The organism is Mesorhizobium sp. WSM4307, from assembly GCF_007003945.1.
Classification (GTDB): domain Bacteria; phylum Pseudomonadota; class Alphaproteobacteria; order Rhizobiales; family Rhizobiaceae; genus Mesorhizobium.
In genome coordinates this window covers 365,917-382,383 of sequence record NZ_VFTB01000007.1, presented here as the reverse complement: position 1 = coordinate 382,383, position 16,467 = coordinate 365,917, and the positions used below count along the sequence as shown (strand labels likewise).

Below are 16,467 nucleotides of genomic sequence, written 5' to 3'. Positions count from 1 at the left end.
GCAACGCTTGACGCGCACGTCGTTTGGTTCGCCAGCCACCATCGCCGCCCCTCATTTTCGTCGCCTTGGAACCGAGACTGGAAGTCGTTCCCCGCACAGCGAAAAACACGGGACCTTACGTAACGTCAAGCGCCGATTATTTGACAGCTGGCGCCTTATGGATTTGACGGCGACAGCGGCTCTGGCCCGGGCTATCCCGAGCCGGCCGCATCTTGCATTCGGATCGATTTAGATGACCCGATCTTGCACGTTAATGCTGTCTTAATTATCCACAGCTAATGTCAGTGAGAACGCGTATTCAGTTCGAGTAGCTCTGCAAAAAGCCCGCCGCTCTTGCCCCCAAGAGTGGCGGGTTTTTCGGTTGTGAACACTGACGCAGTCGGTGCGGATGCTGCCACAGCACAAGCGCCGTGGACGTCTTCCCTGCCCCCTTCCATCAATGTCGCGGCGCTCCTTTTCGGGGCGAAGGCTCGTCGAGGACGAAGCCGAACGCGCCAGCCGCCGGCTGGGCATCGGACACCTCCCCGAAGCACGAGCCTTGGCGCGCGGGTTCTCGTGGCAATCGTTTCCGGTCTCGACCAGATCGTTGCAGAGGAACAGGAGAACGCCTGTCCTACCGGCGAGTTCGATTCTGCTGCTTCACAGGCGGCCAGCTCTGCTCGCAGAGGGAGCCACTATCGAGCGTGCCGGATCGGCATTCTCCGAATGATCGCTTCCGATCTTCAGCGTAGAAGAGATCGAGAACAGGCTTGGCAGCGTTTCAGGTCAGGATCGCTCCCTCATGCTACATCGAGCAGCGATGCTGCCAACCGCGTTCGATCAATAGACGCAAGACGACGGGAAGCGTCGCTATTGACCGCAGTGCAAGACGAGCATCGCAACAGTCTTGCCGGGGCTTTATTGCTTTCAGCGGCAACCGCCACTATGTAGCGACACTTCGCCGCCTGTCTTTCAAGCCACCCGGAGAGTTTCATGACAGAAGAAGCCGACAACAACATCGACGTCCTCATCGAGCTCACCGCTGATGTCGTCTCAGCCTACGTCTCCAACAATCCGGTCCCGGTCGGTGAACTTCCTGCCCTCATTGGCCAGGTGCACGCGGCACTCAAGGGCACGGCCGGCGCCAATGTTTCTGCGGAAGTCCCGGAGGTTCTGAAGCCTGCCGTATCGATCAGGAAGTCGGTGACACCGGACCACATCATCTGCCTTGAGGACGGGAAAAGATTCAAATCGCTCAAGCGCCATCTGTCGAGCCATTATGGGCTGACGCCGGACGAATATCGCACCAAATGGGCTCTGCCGGCGGATTATCCGATGGTCGCGCCGAACTACGCCGCGGCGCGCTCGGCGTTGGCCAAGACGATGGGTCTTGGTCGCAAACCGAAAGAGCCGGAAACGCCGCCAGCGCCGGCAAAGCGGGCCCGCAAGATGGTCGCAGCTTGATTTCAGAAATCAAGGTTTTTTCTGGGCGCGCAGTGCCATCGGCATAATCTGCATCTGAACGGAATATGAAAAGGCGGGGTCTACCCGCCTTCCCTTTCAAGACAGCCTGGCTTGCCCAACAATTCGCGCGGGCTGCAGCATCCGCGGCTCAAGCCGTCCAGTCGAGCCCTGTGCTCGCCCGCCCTTGTCACGCGGCGAGACCTATCGCGTCCACCCGCTGTTGCCAGCAGGCGAGAGAAAAGTCAGCCGGCTTTGCTGAGGCTGCCGGCCGAGGACTTGCCGGTGCGCCGGTCCTGTTCGATTTCATAGTTGATCTTCTGGCCATCAGCGAGGGTAGAGAGGCCCGCTCGTTCTACAGCGGAAATGTGGACAAAAACATCCTGACCGCCATTGTCGGGTTGGATAAACCCAAATCCCTTGGTGCTGTTGAACCACTTAACCGTTCCAGTCGGCATATGCGTTTTCCTTTGTAACAATTGCAACGTGGGCAGGCCGTTAGGCCAGTCCCGATTCATAGCCGATACTTCTGCGTCAGGCGCAGCAAAAAAGGAAAAATTTGCAAGGCCCGGTTTGATCGGCCGCTGTAACTCCTCATGCACCGTCCAGCGCCCGCCCGTTGGGGCTCACGTTTCCGCGGCAGGTCCACCCGACCCAAGGGAAGCACGACTTTTCGTGAGCGGTGGTCCTATGCAAAAGCCACATGTGCGCAGTAGATGTCCATCCGGCCGGATAGGCCAAGAGCCTTCTGGGGAATCGACATTGCCGCTGCTGCCGCCTTTGATCCGCCACCTCAAATCTCCTGACCTTTTTGGCAGCCTTGACCGCCTGCCGGCGCTTGGCAAACCAGTCAGTGAGCGGACATTTGAGGTCCTCAACCCGTCGACCGGCGAAGTGCTGGCGGAGCTTCCCGACATGGGTGTCGAGGAGACGCGGGTTGCGGTCGACAAAGCCTATAACGCACAGCCTGGATGGGCGGCATTGACGGCCCGTGAACGCAGCGACGTTCTGTGGCGCTGGCATCAGCTGATAATCGACCACGGTGATGACCTTGCCGCGATATTAACCGCGGAGATGGGCAAGCCCCTTGCCGAGGCCAAATCGGAAGTGTCGCATGCGGCGGCCTACCTGCAATGGTACGCCGAAGAGGCTAACCGCATCTATGGCGAGACGATCTCCGCGCCATCGCCAGACCGGCGCTTGCTGGTGATCAAGCAGCCGATCGGCGTCGTCGGTACGATTACGCCATGGAATTTCCCGGCCTCCATGGTGGCGCGCAAGATCTCGCCGGCCTTGGCCGCGGGCTGCACGATCGTTTTGAAACCCGCTGAACAGACGCCGCTCGTTGCCGGCGCAATGTTCGCCCTTGCGCATCTAGCTGGCTTTCCCGAAGGGGTGGTCAACCTGATCTACGCTTCTGAAGGCGATGCCGTCGGCCGCGAACTCTGTACAAACCCCAGAGTCCGCAAGATCAGCTTCACGGGCTCGACCGAAGTTGGCCGGCTGCTCATGCGCCAGTGCTCGGACCAGATCAAGAAGGTCAGCCTCGAGCTCGGCGGCAATGCGCCTTTCATCGTCTTCGACGATGCCGACGTCGATGCGGCGGTAGACGGGGCTATCCAGGCCAAGTTCCGCAACGCCGGCCAGACCTGCGTTTCCGCGAACCGCCTTTACGTCCAATCGGGCGTTCACGATGAATTTATCGACAAATTCGTCGAGCGGGTCCGCCAGCTGCAGGTTGGTGACGGTTTCGATCCAGGTGTCGCCATCGGCCCGCTGATCGACAGGCAGGCACTCTCCAAGATCGAATCGCATATCGCCGATGCCGTCGCCAAAGGCGGTACAATTCGCTGCGGGGGCAAACGCATTGGCAAGGATGGCACATTCTTCCAACCGACGGTCCTCACTGAAGTCTCCAGCGAGATGACGATTGCGCAAGAGGAGACCTTTGGGCCATTGGCCCCGACCATTCGCTTCGACGATGCGGACCAGGTCGTACACGAGGCAAATGACACGATCTACGGCCTGGCCGCCTACTTCTATGCCTCGAACCTGCAGCGTGTCTGGCGTGTGGCCGAGGCCCTGGAATATGGCATGGTGGGCATCAATACGGGACGCATGTCATCGGAAGCCGCACCCTTCGGCGGGATGAAGCAGTCCGGCATTGGGCGGGAGGGTTCCCGGCACGGGCTCGAGGACTACCTCGAAATGAAATACCTCTGCATGGGCGGCATCTGAAGCATCCGCTTGCGAAATCGCGGAGCCGCCGGCGCAAGCGATCATCAAACCTGTGAAGCAAAAGTCGCACCTCGATGGGCGGCGGCTACGAACCCGCTGAAACCGTCGCATTCGTCACCTTGAGGTCAGCTTCGCGCCGACGCCCGCCCTTGTCCCGCAGTCAGGCAAGGTCGTCGCCTCGGGTGAGCGCGGCCCTGGAAAGCGTCGGGATACCGGACCTGGACAAGTGTTCACATCATCGTTCCAACAACGGTCGTCCCGGCGATGGTCAGTGAGCAGTTCCGGAGCATCCCAGCTTTCTTAATCGCTGCGAAGTATCTTTGCTTCAAGCGCGGCTGCCACGAAAGCTCTTCGAGCTGCTGCAGGATAAGCCTCACCGCGCAATACCTGCAGACAGGCATCCATCGCGGCCTTCCGTTTCACGGTCTGACGTTGAAGATCACGCAGCAAGATAGCGGCAGCATCATTGACCTCGAAGACGATCCGCTCTGAGCCGTGGTGGCTAACCTGAACAACGACTGGCCTCTCAAATCTGCTCAAGCCGGTCATGTCTGCGCTCCTGTGAGGCAAATAGCCTCGATCGCACCTTGGCCCGGCCGACGGTTCCGCTGCTCGCTGAACCTCGCCCCTCGCGATCCATGTGCGGTATCTGATTCATGGTGGGATTGCGCCGCTAATGTCGAAACCTGCTTCTGCTTTCGGCTATCCCTGAAAATCTCAACACAATGCCCCCTCGGCGTGCCAGGTGCCTATACCTGCACTTTTCCACGGCCCGACTTGCAGGCAGCGAGCCATTGCATGGCGGAAATTGCATCTTCCAATATGGCGGCCCGTTTCGCAAAGCCGAAAAAGGCGTTGCGCGCTGCGCTTACAGGTTTTCGCCCATCGTATGCATCATAGCAGGCCCTGACGGCGGCTTCGTGGATCAGGTCTCGGCGATCTTCTGGCCAGTCATTGAGGAAGTCGATAGCGTCCGCAAGGCTGGCAATTTCCTGGACGATGTAGGTTGCACGCTTCACGAAAACTGGGCTGCTGAAAGCTTCAGGCTTCATTGGTTCCTCCCGACCTGCTGAACGGCTGGTTTGCGTGAACACGCGCCTCATCGACACCCGCCGACGATTGCACAATGTGTTGTCAGGGCAATGACGGTTCAAGAGGAAAGCAGGCGGCTTTGGCAGACTAGCAGGCCGATTTCGCTGCCGCGGCTCCCGAAGGCCTCGCAAGAAGGCGATGGCCAGGCGTTTGCATGAGGAGCTTCAAGGGCCCGACAGCCGTGCTCGTCACACGCACGACCTCGATGAAGCCGTCTATCTCGGAAACGGATCGTCATCATGCATCCCCATCCTGCGGCGGATCGCCACGATGCTGCCGGTAACCCGCCTAGTCTGTCGCGACCTCCGATCCGAATTTCAGTGTGTCGTCGCATGGGCGCATCAGCCCTCCGTGACTGACGGCCGCGCCCCAGCTCAAAGCGTCGCCGACAATCGGCCGCTCTGGCCGGCATACCTACGCCGCAGGTCCCATCAACAGCATGAATCGGCCGCTTGTGATCGATTCCGAAAATGCGTTGGACGCGTCTAATGCACTCGGAAATATGGAAGCATGGATAGGAGCGGCCACCATCTTCATTGCATCCTGAAACTCCTGCGGCTTCGCCATGGGGCCGGCAAAGGCGACTGCGTGGGCGATATGATCGTCTTGGCATCACCCTGAAAGCTGGACAAGAGATCGCGAGCGCAGGCCCGGGTGCCGGCGGCGGGCCGCTTTCGTCGTGGCTTGGACAGCGGCAACGTTTCCGAAAACCTTTGGAGAATGCGTGGCGGCGGGTGGACGAAGGCGTGCGCTCCGCCTAGAGGACACTCGCAACTCCCCTAAGTCCGCGAGATCACCATGAGGCAGCCGCAGCGACCCTTTGTCGTCGAGTTCAAACAGAAGCGAGGGCTGGTGAAGCGGCCACAGTCGATCTGGGGCGGCATTGACTCGCTGCCATCGCCAACGAAGTCGCTGAGGTGAAGACGGAAGGTGCGATCGCTGAAGCAACCCCGCCGCCGACATTTTCCGAAGATGCTCGTTCTCAGCCCGTGCCAACCACCGTTGAGGCAGGCGTCATCGTGCCCGACGGATCGTCTCCCAAGCCGCTGGCGGTTGAGGATGCGCTGGTTCCCGAGGCACTGGACGCACAGACCGGAGGCAGACGAACCCGCAAATTAAAGCGCTGGCAGAAAGATGTCCCTTTGCCGCGAGGTCAACGATGGAAACGTCGCCTACCTTGGGTGCTCCGCCAAAGCCGGGCCCTGCAGTAGGTCCACCAGCACCCCGCCAACGTCGAAGACGAACAGCATGCCTCGTTCCCTCATTGCTGTGTGCCTCTGAACAGGAATTCGGCTGCACGCCGATTAAGTTCATGGCCTGGACGATGAGCGATAATGCGCAGCCGGAGCCGGTGGTTGATAGTATACAGATCTCCAAGTAGATCGACGAATCTTCTTATGAGTAGCGAATTCGTTTTCGTGCCTGAGAGTCGTCAGTATCGAATGAGAATCCCAAAGGATAAGCGCCTCGGAACTGAGGACCTCTGGTAGGCCGCGCAATCGGGATTTGGCTGCCTCTTGTAGAGGAATCCGGTCGAGCGGATCTCGGATAAAGGAACGCGCTGAAATTACCTTCTCAGGGACCATCGAGTTTAGACAGTTTTGAATACTGAACGCCGATCGGCATCGGATAGTCGATCGTACATTCCACTGAAAGGTGGTGTATCCCTTCCCGTCTCGACCATGGATTATATGGGGTTGCTGGATTGAAACCTATTCCCCGGAGAGGGGTCCGGCAGGAGACTAAGCTCGCTGCCGGGCCGTACGCCTTGGGAGGGCGATGGGGGTGATAGAATATGTGAGCTGGGCGGAACGGGACCCAAGTTAGAAAAGTTCGGGCGCAACAAACTCCTGCATTCAGCAAATAAGATCCTGGTTCCACCTTCCGAAACCGAGGCTCAAATCCCTATCGCCTCGTAGGCATCAGCAATGTGACGAATGGACGCCACATGGGCAGCAGTCCGGTAGTCACCCAGTTCAGGCCGCTCTTCGATGAGGTCTGCGATGCGCGCCCAGGTGCTGCGCATGACGTCCTCCAACCCGGAGCGAACAAGATCGATCTCTGCACCTCCTTCAAGAAACTCGTCGCGCATCTCGGCGGGAAATTCCTTGCCGGTCATGCGTTCAAGGGCGGCTGCGATCGTTTGATTGCGTCGCTCCCGACGGCGCCTTTCCATCAGGCCGAATGGGATGTGCGTCAGGTTTTTGACCCACTCGAAATAGCTGACGACCACACCGCCGGCGTTGACGTAGAGATCGGGAAGGATCGTCACTCCGCGCGAACGGAGGATCTTATCCGCCTCGAACGTGACCGGGCCGTTTGCGGCTTCCACAACTAAGTGGGCTTTGATGCGCTCTGCATTGTGCGAATGGATGGCATTTTCCATTGCCGCTGGAATGAGCACGTCGCATGGCTGTTCGATGCCGCTCATATCGCCGGCTAGCGACTTGCCTCCATCAAAACCAAGGACGCTGCCGGTCCGGATTTGATGCTGCTTGAGGGCCTCGATAGCCAGGCCCTCGGGGTTGGAGACACAGCCATCCCGTTCAGCGACAACAGTCACTCGAGCACCGTCGCCTTCAGACAGGAACTTGGCCGCGTGATAGCCGACATTACCGAACCCCTGGACGATCACGAGGGCGTTGTTGAGATCGCGCCGGCCTTTCAGTCCGTCAGTACGGGGATCCCGAAGGAAGCTCTGGATGGCGAACTGAACGCCCCGGCCCGTGGCCTCCGTTCTACCGGCGATTCCGCCCTTCGACAGGGGTTTGCCCGTGACGCAAGCACGCGCGTTGACCACATCGGTCGGATTGGCGCGGCGGAACTCGTCCACCATCCAAGCCATCTCCCGCTCACCGGTGCCGATATCGGGCGCAGGAACGTTGATGCCGGGGCCGATCAGGCCACGCTTGTTCAGTTCCTGGGTGAAGCGGCGGGTGATGCGCTCCAGTTCCTGTGGCGTCCATTCGCGAGGGTCGATCTTGAGCGCGCCCTTCGAGCCGCCGAACGGAACGTCGACCAGCGAGCATTTGAGCGTCATCAGCGCAGCAAGCGCCTCCACCTCCTCGGCATCGGCGTTCGGTGCATAGCGAATGCCGCCTTTCACCGGCTCGCAGTGCTCGCTGTGGACCGATCGCCAGCCAATGAAGCTGTACATACGGCCGCGCAGCCTGACGCCGAAGCGCACCGTGTAGGTCGAGTTGCATTGAATGATCCGCTCCGCCAATCCATCCGGCAGATCGAGGAACGTCATGGCGTGACGGAAATTATGGTCAACGCTCTCTAGAAAGCCAGCGGAATTGTCCTGCATCACGCACCTCTCATGGCTGGACGGTCGGCGCTCGCGTTCATGCGTTTGCTCGCGCAGTCCGCCGCGTGGTGATGCTTACGTCGCGGCCGGAACTTTCTTCCGCGATCTCAATTGGGGTTTTTGGTCTCACAGGCAACGAACGTTTTCCTTCTTGTGCGGGCAGGCGGAATAGCTTGCAGCTCTCGACCCTCTTGATGAGTAGCCGGACTTGCGAGGCGCAAGGTGTGAACCGAAAAGTTTCAGCGCTCTTAATCCTTGTGCTGCTTCGTTTGACCAATCTTTCAGTGGCCGAGGCACCTCTGGCCGGCGCTTGCAATAATGCACTACAAAACGCGATCGGCCGCCGCCTCTACGCTCGGATTTCGCCTGCGCAAAAGGCCAAGTCATGGCAGGCTGGGAGGTTCTCAACATCATGGCCCACCTTGGCAGGCCGGAGTCGCAGCGCGCCGCTTGAGTTCCACTGGTAGGGTATGAAAAGGAGCGACATCTGAATACCACCAAAAACCCTTAGACAGCCTCGAGGGCGATGGAAATTCCCTGGCCGACACCCACGCACATGGTAGCGAGCGCCCGCTTCTGGCCCGTCAGCTTCAGCTCCAGTGCCGCCGTGCCGGTGATACGGGCGCCCGACATGCCGAGCGGGTGACCGAGCGCTATGGCGCCGCCATTGGGGTTAACGTGCTCCGCATCCTCCGGAAGGCCGAGCTCGCGCAGCACGGCAATGCCTTGGCTGGCAAAAGCTTCGTTCAACTCCACCACATCGAAGTCGGTTGGCTTCAGACCGAGACGGGCGCACAACTTATTCGTGGCCGGCACCGGACCCATGCCCATGACGCGCGGCGGCACGCCCGCGGCAGCCCCGCCAACGACCCGCGCAATCGGCTCAAGCCCGTATTTGCGCACCGCCTCCTCTGAGGCGATGATGAGAGCGGCCGATCCGTCGTTGACGCCAGAAGCATTGCCGGGCGTCACCGTCCCATCCTTGCGAAACGGAGTTGGCAGCTTCGCCAGCTGCTCCAGCGTGGTGTCGGCACGCGGATGCTCGTCCTTGTCCACCATGACCGGGCCACCTTTCCGCTTCGGGACCGTCACGGGCACGATCTCCTGCGCGAAGCGACCCTTCTCCTGTGCTGCCGCCGCCTTAGTTTGAGAGCGCAGGGCGAAGGCATCCTGATCCTTGCGCGATACGCGGAACTCCTCGGCCACGTTCTCACCGGTCTCGGCCATCGAGTCGACGCCGTACTGACGCTTCATCAGCGGATTGATGAAGCGCCAGCCGATGGTGGTATCGTAGATCTCGGCGGCGCGCCCGAAAGCCGTCTCCGCCTTCGGTATGACAAAAGGTGCGCGCGACATGGACTCAACCCCGCCTGCAATCATCAGCTCCGCCTCGCCGGCCTTGATGGCGCGGGCGGCGGTGATCACCGCATCCATGCCAGAGCCGCACAGGCGGTTGAGGGTGGTGCCCGGGACGGAACGGGGCAGCCCTGCCAGCAGCAGGGCCATGCGGGCGACATTGCGGTTATCTTCCCCAGCCTGGTTGGCGCACCCGAAGATCACATCATCGACATCCTCGAAGTCGATCTTTGCGTGGCGCTCCGTTAATGCCTTCAGCGGCACCGCGGCGAGCTCGTCGGCACGCACGCTGGACAATGCGCCGCTGTAGCGGCCGATCGGCGTGCGGATATAATCACAGATAAAAGCTTCGCGCATTTCAGAGATCCGGAACGATCAGCTCGGCCACAGGGCGCTTAACAAGAAGCTCGGCCCCGGTCCGGGCTTGCAGGTCTTCGAACGACAGCGCTGGAAGCTTCTCGCGCAGGACAAAGCGATCGCCTTCAATGTCGATGACCGCGAGGCTGGTATAAACGCGTGTGACGCAACCGACGCCGGTCAGCGGCAGCGTGCAGCGCTTCACCAGTTTGGGCTGCCCGTCTCTCGTCACATGATCGGTAATAACGGCCGTGCGCTTCGCTCCGTGGACAAGGTCCATCGCACCGCCCACGGCCGGAACTCCCTTGGGCCCGGTGCTCCAGTTCGCCAAATCCCCGTTCTCGGCCACCTGGTAGGCGCCCAGGATCGCCACATCCAGATGCCCGCCCCGCACCATGGCGAAGCTGTCGGCATGATGGAAAAAGGCGGCACCCGGGTTCATCGTCACGGCCTTTTTGCCGGCATTGATCAGATCCCAGTCCTCGCTCCCGTCTGCCGGGGTCTCGCCGAAGTTCAGGATGCCATTCTCAGTGTGAAAGATCGCTTGGCGTCCAGAGGGTTGGTACTGGGCCACCATCTCCGGGAAGCCGATGCCAAGATTGACATAAGCTCCACCCGCGATGTCCTGGGCGGCACGCCAAGCGATCTGGGCATTGGAAAGCTTGCTGGTCATGGATAGTGCGCTCCGGCGCGGTTCAGGGCTTCTTCCTGTTGTGGATCGGGCACCGCGACGAGGCCTTGCACGAAGATGCCGGGGGTGACGATGTGTTCGGGATCGAGCTCGCCTGCTTCCACGATGCGACTGACCTGCACGATGGTTGTCGCCGCAGCCATGCACATGAGTGGATTGAAATTTCGTGCCGCTTTGTGATAGGTCAGGTTCCCCTGCCGGTCGCCAAGATGCGCCTTCACCAGAGCGTAATCAGCCTTCAGCCAGCGCTCCTGCACATATGGCCGCTCATCAAATTCCGCGATCACCTTTCCTTTGGCGAGATCAGTCCCATAGGCCGTAGGCGTGTAAAAAGCCGGGATGCCTGCCCCGCCGGCACGGATGCGTTCGGCGAGTGTGCCTTGCGGCACGAGTTCCAGCTCGATCTCTCCGGCCAGATAGGTCTCAGTGAACGCGTGGGGGTCCGCGGAGCGGGGAAACGAGCAGATCAGCTTCCGGACCATCCTATGTTTGATGAGCGCCGCCAGGCCGACATGGCCGTTGCCCGCGTTGTTGTTCACCACCGTCAGGTTTCTAGGGCTGCCCGCCGCATAAAAGCGGTCAATCAGCGCATGGATCAGTTCAATCGGCGAGCCTGCGCCTCCGAAACCGCCGATCATCACCGTCGCACCATCACCAATTCCCGCGACGGCCTCAGCCCGATTGGGGATTGTCTTGTCCATCGGCGCTCCTCTCTGGTCACAAGGTGGGTTCATCATACACCTCAGTAGTTGCCCACGGCCGCGACTGGAGACACTCCACATAGACAGACGCGTGGACGGCAAGAACCGGCTCGAGGCCGAATTCGCGCCGCGCTGCCAGCTCGCACCCTTCAGCGCGGCGAGGCTGCAAGCTCGGTCGCACGTGCGGGCACCTCGACGCTGTCGAAGATGCGGCCGCTAAAGATGATCTGCTTGGGCTCATGCGGGAGATGCTTGTCGGAATAGGCGACGAACATATCTCTTTCCTTGTCTGGCGAGGGTGGAGACGACCAAGGCCGCAAAACGGTCTTGGCCTGTGACATCGCCGGCGGTCTCAGCCGCTGATTGCCTTCACTTCCAGATACTCGCGAAAGCCATATTCCCCGCGTTCACGACCGTTTCCAGACTGCTTGAAGCCGCCAAACGGGCTGCTTTTCAAACGAGGTTTCCCATTGATTTTGACATTACCAGCCAAAATCCTCTTCGCGACGCGAAAACCGCGGTCGTTATCACGGGTCTCAATGTAGGCGGCCAAGCCATAGGGGGTGTCGTTCGCCATCGTAACCGCCTGCTCCTCGTCATCGAAGGGAATAATGACGAGGACGGGTCCAAAAACTTCGGTCTGAGCAATAGCCATCGTATTAGTGACACCGGCGAAAACGGTAGGTCGAACGAAATATCCCTTGTCGATACCCTTGGGTCGACCGGCCCCTCCTGCCACGATGAGAGCTCCTTCAGCCACCCCCACCCCCAAGAGGTCCTGGATTCGGTCAAACTGAGCTTTTGAAACAACGGGCCCGATATGATCACCATCCTGCGTGGGATCCGCGACGTGGATCTTTTCAGCTTCATCAGCGGCGAGTCTTACGACTCGATCGTAAATGCTGCGCTCGACGAGCATTCTCGTCGGTGCGTTGCAGGACTGACCGCTATTTTGGAAGCACATACGGATGCCGCGGGTAACGGCTTCCACAAGATTGCAATCGGAAAAGAGGATATTGGGTGATTTGCCTCCGAGTTCCAGCGTAACTCGCTTTACCGTCGGAGCGGCGCTTTGGCTTACGGCAACACCGGCCCGCGTCGAGCCGGTGAACGAAACCATGTCTACGTCGGGGTGCGACGAGATATCCGCCCCAACGGTTTCGCCGCGTCCATTGACGAGGTTGAAGACGCCGGCCGGGAAACCCGCTTCATCGATTATCTCCGCCAGGAGAAGCGAGGACAGTGGCGCCAAATCCGAGGGCTTCAACACAACAGTACATCCACAAGCCAATGCCGGGAATACCTTGAGTGCAACCTGGCTGATTGGCCAATTCCAAGGTGTGATGAGTCCACAAACGCCGATCGGCTCGTAGACCACGAGATCGGTATTTGCGCCTTCGGAAACCCACCTTTCGAACTCAAACTTCTGCAAGATTTCGATGCACGCGTCGATCTCCTGCAAGCCACTTGGTGCGTGAGCACTCCGCGATAACCGTATCGGAGCTCCCATCTCCTGCGAAATGGCTTCCGCCATCTCTTCCAAACGGCGCTCGTAAATGGAACGGAGTCGACGCAGGCGGACAGTCCGGTCGTCCCTGCTTGTCGTTGACCAAGCAGGAAATGCCTGGCGGGCGGCACGAACTGCCCGCTCGACATCCCGCCTTGTGCCGTCCGCGATCCGAGCGATCACGAGTTCCGTGGCGGGATTAATAACGTCTATTTCGCGGTCCGAGGACGACGCGGTCCATTCGCCCGATATGTAGTGCCTGGTTCGATCCAGCATCATTTCCCCTGCGACATACGAACGAACTGAGTGGGAACTACGCTTTGCATAGTGCGCCTGCAGGTTTAGCCGACGAACTGGTCGAGATTGTCGCGCAGGCGCTTCACGAGCCAGTCGATCTCGTCCTTCGAGATGACAAGCGGCGGCGAGAAGATCAGGCTGTCTCGCACAGCGCGGGTGATCAGTCCGGTCTTGAAGCAGAGATCCCGCACCGGGATCGCCAAGCTCGAGACCGGTTCGATCGGCGTGCGCCCCTCCTTGTCCCGCGTCAGTTCGACGGCAGCCATCAGGCCGACGCCGCGCACCTCGCCCACCAGCGGATGGTCGAGCAGTTCCCGCAGCTTCGCCTGGAAGTACGGGCCGGTCTCTTCTCCTACTCGCTCAACGATCCGCTCGCGCTTTAGGATGCGAATGTTTTCGAGCGCGACGGCAGCCGCCACGGGGTGGCCCGAATATGTATATCCGTGGTTCATGCGGCCGGGCTTGTCCATCAGGACGCTTGCCACCCGGTCCCCGAAGACGGAGGCAGCAATCGGCAGGTAACCCGACGACAGGCCTTTCGCGGTGGTGATGATGTCGGGTTTGATCGCGTAGGTGTCAGAACCGAACCACTGCCCGGTGCGGCCGAAGCCGCAGACCACCTCGTCGCAGATCAACAAGAGGTCGTACTTGCGGCAGATCTCCTGCACCCCCTGCCAGTAACCGGGGGGCGGGGTCAGCACGCCTCCGGCCCCCTGCACAGGCTCTCCAATGAAGGCGGCAACGTTTTCCGGTCCGACGTCAAGGATCGTCTTCTCCAGCCCGTCGAGCGCCCATGCGCAATGCTCTTCAGCCGTTTGGCCGCGGCCGTCGCGCCACCAGAACGGCGCCGGTGCGTGGTGGACGTCGGCGATCGGCATACCCGCAATGTCGTGCATGTCTTTGAACCCTGTCAGTGAGCCGGAACCGATCGAGCTACCGTGATAGGCGTTCTGACGCGAGACGATCGCCTTGCGCTCGGGCTTGCCGAGGCGTGTCCAGTAGAGGCGGGCAAGACGGATGTTGGTGTCGTTGGCCTCTGAACCGGAGTTCGAGTAGAATACGCGGTTGAGGCCGTTAGGGCTGACCGAGGCAATCTCGGCCGCCAGTTCGGCGGCCACTGGCGTTGTGGTCTTAAAGAAGGTGTTGTAGTAGGGCAACTCTTCCATCTGCCGCGCCGCGGCTTCCGCAAGTTCCTTGCGGCCGTAGCCGATGTTGACGCACCATAGGCCGCCCATGCCGTCGAGCAGCCGCTCGCCTTCGCTGTCCCACAGATATACACCTTCGCCGCGCGTGATGACGCGCACGCCTTCGGAAACGAGTTCCTGCTGGTCTGTGAAGGGATGCATGTGATGCGACAGGTCGAGTGCGCGAATGCTCAAAGTATCGTAGGGTTGGTTGTTGTTCGTGATCGGTCTGTTCATGACGTGAAGTTCCTTCAGGATGCTTTGGGGGACGCAGCGTTCAAATGAATTTGGCTCGATCGCGCGGTCACGTCGCGGTTCAGATCAGAGCGCACATGACAGGCGACGGAGCGCCCGTCCGGCATGGGCACCAAGGACGGTACCTCCATGCGGCAGCGTTCGACGGCAAGCGGACAGCGCGGATGGAATGCGCACCCGCTCGGCGGATTTATGGGGCTTGGGACCTCACCCTCCACAAGCACTTCCAGCCGAACGCGCGCGGGATCGGGTACCGGGGCTGCCGCGATCAGCGCCTCGGTGTAGGGATGAATCGGCTTGGCGAAGAGCGCTTCGCACGGCGCAAGCTCCACGATCCGACCCAGATACATGACCGCCACGCGATGACCGATATGCTCCACGACGCCGAGGTCGTGCGATATGAAGACGAAGGCGATGCCCATCTGCTGTTGCAGATCCATGAGCAGGTTCAGGATCTGTGCCTGCACGGAAACATCAAGGGCCGAGACCGCCTCATCGGCGATAATGAGCGACGGCTTAAGGGCCAGTGCCCGCGCGATGCCAAGCCGCTGTCGCTGACCACCCGACAACTCGGAGGGAAACCTGTCCTTCATCTGCGGCGACATTCCCACCTTCTGGAGAAGCTCCGCGGCAAGCGCTTGGCGTTGCTTGCGGCTGAGCCGCTCGAAATTCTCGACAGGTTCGGTGATGATCTGTCCGGCGGTCAGACGCGGGTTCAGTGACGAGTAAGGATCCTGAAACACCATCTGCATCCGACGGCGATACGCACGAAGCTCATGCTTCTTAAGATCGGCAATGTCGATCCCGTCGATCAGGACACGTCCACCCGTCGGATCCGTCAGTCGCATCAAGAGCCGGGCAACCGTGGATTTGCCGCAGCCGGATTCGCCAACGATGCAAAGTGTCTCTCCTGCCTCGACGGAAAAGGATACATCCTGCACTGCCCGCACCACCGGAATGGTTTTCTTGAAGAGGCCCGAGCCAAGCGGATAGTGCTTGGTCAGGTTATCGACTTTCAGCAAAGGACCATTCATGCGCCCATCACCTCTTCGGCGCGCCAGCATGCGGCGGCGTGATTTGACCCGACATCACGAAAGACGGGTGCCTTGTCACGGCAAATATCGATCGCGAACGGACAGCGTGGCGCAAAGCTGCAGCCGACGATGGGCTCGCGAAGACTTGGGACAATGCCTGGAATTTCGGGAAGGCGGCCCTGTCGGCCGCGCCGCCGGTCAGGCACCGATCGCATGAGGCCCTGAGTGTAGGGATGCGCGGGACGCGCAAACAGATCGATGACGTTTGCTTGTTCTATAATCCGGCCGGCATACATCACGATCACCCGCTGGCATGTCTCGGCAACAACGCCCAAGTCATGCGTGATGAACATCACAGCTGTTCCCGTGCGGGATTTCAGATCGACGATCAGCCGCAGAATCTGTGCCTGGATGGTCACGTCCAGCGCCGTCGTCGGCTCGTCGGCAATCAACAGTTCCGGCGAGCAGGCCAGGGCCATGGCGATCATGGCACGCTGGCGCATGCCGCCCGACATTTCATGGGGGTAGTTGTTGACGCGACGCTCGGGGTCCGCGATGCGGACGAGACGCAGCATCTCTTCTGCCTTTGCCATAGCCACCGAGCGGGACGCTTTCGTGTGGATTTGCACCGCCTCGGCGATCTGGCGGCCGACTGTGTAGACCGGGTTCAGGCTGGTCATCGGCTCCTGGAAGATCATGGCGATCTGATCGCCGCGGACCTTTCGCATCTCGCGATCGGACAGCTCAAGCAGGTCGCGTCCATGAAAGCGGATCTCGCCGCCGACGGTCCTGGCGGTCAGCTTCGGCAGCAGGCGAAGAATGGAGAGAGCGGTGACGCTCTTGCCACATCCGGATTCGCCGACAACGCCAAGTGTCTCACCTCTCTTAACCTGGAAGCTGATGCCGCCAAGAGCCCGGGTGACGCTATCTTCACCGAAGAAGTGTGTCTCGAGACCCACAACGTCGAGGAGGACGTCATCCGATGCAACTTTTTGCACTTGCATA

The 16,467-nt window shown here is 60.3% G+C and carries 14 protein-coding genes; 2 read left to right on the top strand and 12 right to left on the bottom strand.

Going from position 1 to position 16,467, the window contains the following annotated elements; translation table 11 throughout:
- Window positions 1-972 precede the first annotated feature (972 nt).
- Entirely contained in the window at window positions 973-1,443 is a 471-nt protein-coding gene (locus FJV83_RS19330) for a MucR family transcriptional regulator (protein WP_095774233.1), read from the top strand.
- A gap of 242 nt (window positions 1,444-1,685) precedes the next feature.
- Here the strand turns inward: FJV83_RS19330 and FJV83_RS19325 are convergent, their stop codons facing one another.
- Window positions 1,686-1,898: a cold-shock protein gene (locus tag FJV83_RS19325; protein ID WP_095774232.1), complete on the bottom strand. Its 213-nt coding sequence runs from the start codon at window positions 1,896-1,898 to the stop codon at window positions 1,686-1,688.
- 304 nt (window positions 1,899-2,202) lie between these two features.
- On the opposite strand from FJV83_RS19325, the gene FJV83_RS19320 reads away from it, so the two are divergent.
- Window positions 2,203-3,678: an NAD-dependent succinate-semialdehyde dehydrogenase gene (locus FJV83_RS19320; RefSeq protein WP_095774231.1), complete on the top strand. Its 1,476-nt coding sequence runs from the start codon at window positions 2,203-2,205 to the stop codon at window positions 3,676-3,678.
- 300 nt (window positions 3,679-3,978) lie between these two features.
- Here the strand turns inward: FJV83_RS19320 and FJV83_RS19315 are convergent, their stop codons facing one another.
- From FJV83_RS19315 to FJV83_RS19265, 11 genes are all read right to left on the bottom strand, one after another.
- Window positions 3,979-4,227: a DUF982 domain-containing protein gene (locus tag FJV83_RS19315; RefSeq protein WP_095774230.1), complete on the bottom strand. Its 249-nt coding sequence runs from the start codon at window positions 4,225-4,227 to the stop codon at window positions 3,979-3,981.
- A gap of 200 nt (window positions 4,228-4,427) precedes the next feature.
- Entirely contained in the window at window positions 4,428-4,730 is a 303-nt protein-coding gene (locus FJV83_RS19310; protein ID WP_095774229.1) for a DUF982 domain-containing protein, read from the bottom strand.
- A 1,937-nt stretch (window positions 4,731-6,667) separates the two neighbouring features.
- Complete coding sequence (locus tag FJV83_RS19300) at window positions 6,668-8,023, bottom strand: Glu/Leu/Phe/Val dehydrogenase (protein ID WP_095774228.1); 1,356 nt, start codon at window positions 8,021-8,023, stop codon at window positions 6,668-6,670.
- A gap of 564 nt (window positions 8,024-8,587) precedes the next feature.
- A complete protein-coding gene (gene pcaF, locus FJV83_RS19295) occupies window positions 8,588-9,793 on the bottom strand; it encodes a 3-oxoadipyl-CoA thiolase (protein ID WP_095774227.1) in 1,206 nt (401 codons plus the stop codon).
- 1 nt (window position 9,794) lies between these two features.
- Window positions 9,795-10,466: a 3-oxoacid CoA-transferase subunit B gene (locus FJV83_RS19290; RefSeq protein ID WP_095774226.1), complete on the bottom strand. Its 672-nt coding sequence runs from the start codon at window positions 10,464-10,466 to the stop codon at window positions 9,795-9,797.
- Window positions 10,463-11,185, bottom strand: coding sequence for a 3-oxoacid CoA-transferase subunit A (locus FJV83_RS19285; RefSeq protein WP_095774225.1), 723 nt, complete (start codon window positions 11,183-11,185; stop codon window positions 10,463-10,465). The genes FJV83_RS19290 and FJV83_RS19285 overlap by 4 nt, the downstream gene beginning before the upstream one ends.
- Window positions 11,186-11,334: 149 nt before the next feature.
- Window positions 11,335-11,460: a hypothetical protein gene (locus tag FJV83_RS37565; RefSeq protein ID WP_280951242.1), complete on the bottom strand. Its 126-nt coding sequence runs from the start codon at window positions 11,458-11,460 to the stop codon at window positions 11,335-11,337.
- 77 nt (window positions 11,461-11,537) lie between these two features.
- Window positions 11,538-12,968: an aldehyde dehydrogenase family protein gene (locus FJV83_RS19280; protein WP_095774287.1), complete on the bottom strand. Its 1,431-nt coding sequence runs from the start codon at window positions 12,966-12,968 to the stop codon at window positions 11,538-11,540.
- 65 nt (window positions 12,969-13,033) lie between these two features.
- Window positions 13,034-14,410 (bottom strand): aminotransferase, encoded by a 1,377-nt coding sequence (locus FJV83_RS19275; RefSeq protein ID WP_095774224.1) that lies wholly within the window; start codon window positions 14,408-14,410, stop codon window positions 13,034-13,036.
- A gap of 14 nt (window positions 14,411-14,424) precedes the next feature.
- A complete protein-coding gene (locus tag FJV83_RS19270) occupies window positions 14,425-15,462 on the bottom strand; it encodes a dipeptide ABC transporter ATP-binding protein (protein WP_245318195.1) in 1,038 nt (345 codons plus the stop codon).
- Complete coding sequence (locus FJV83_RS19265) at window positions 15,459-16,466, bottom strand: ABC transporter ATP-binding protein (protein ID WP_095774223.1); 1,008 nt, start codon at window positions 16,464-16,466, stop codon at window positions 15,459-15,461. Before FJV83_RS19265 ends, FJV83_RS19270 begins: the two co-directional genes overlap by 4 nt.
- Window position 16,467 lies beyond the last annotated feature (1 nt).

Excerpts from the sequence above, each read along its gene's own strand:
- FJV83_RS19325 (WP_095774232.1), bottom strand. The coding sequence starts at position 1,898 with ATGCCGACTGGAACGGTTAAGTGGTTCAACAGCACCAAGGGATTTGGG.
- FJV83_RS19285 (WP_095774225.1), bottom strand. The coding sequence starts at position 11,185 with ATGGACAAGACAATCCCCAATCGGGCTGAGGCCGTCGCGGGAATTGGT.
- FJV83_RS19315 (WP_095774230.1), bottom strand. The coding sequence starts at position 4,227 with ATGACCGGCTTGAGCAGATTTGAGAGGCCAGTCGTTGTTCAGGTTAGC.
- FJV83_RS19290 (WP_095774226.1), bottom strand. The coding sequence starts at position 10,466 with ATGACCAGCAAGCTTTCCAATGCCCAGATCGCTTGGCGTGCCGCCCAG.
- FJV83_RS37565 (WP_280951242.1), bottom strand. The coding sequence starts at position 11,460 with ATGTTCGTCGCCTATTCCGACAAGCATCTCCCGCATGAGCCCAAGCAG.
- FJV83_RS19300 (WP_095774228.1), bottom strand. The coding sequence starts at position 8,023 with ATGACGTTCCTCGATCTGCCGGATGGATTGGCGGAGCGGATCATTCAA.
- FJV83_RS19280 (WP_095774287.1), bottom strand. The coding sequence starts at position 12,968 with ATGCTGGATCGAACCAGGCACTACATATCGGGCGAATGGACCGCGTCG.
- FJV83_RS19330 (WP_095774233.1), top strand. The coding sequence starts at position 973 with ATGACAGAAGAAGCCGACAACAACATCGACGTCCTCATCGAGCTCACC.
- FJV83_RS19270 (WP_245318195.1), bottom strand. The coding sequence starts at position 15,462 with ATGAATGGTCCTTTGCTGAAAGTCGATAACCTGACCAAGCACTATCCG.
- FJV83_RS19275 (WP_095774224.1), bottom strand. The coding sequence starts at position 14,410 with ATGAACAGACCGATCACGAACAACAACCAACCCTACGATACTTTGAGC.
- FJV83_RS19310 (WP_095774229.1), bottom strand. The coding sequence starts at position 4,730 with ATGAAGCCTGAAGCTTTCAGCAGCCCAGTTTTCGTGAAGCGTGCAACC.
- FJV83_RS19265 (WP_095774223.1), bottom strand. The coding sequence starts at position 16,466 with ATGCAAGTGCAAAAAGTTGCATCGGATGACGTCCTCCTCGACGTTGTG.
- pcaF (WP_095774227.1), bottom strand. The coding sequence starts at position 9,793 with ATGCGCGAAGCTTTTATCTGTGATTATATCCGCACGCCGATCGGCCGC.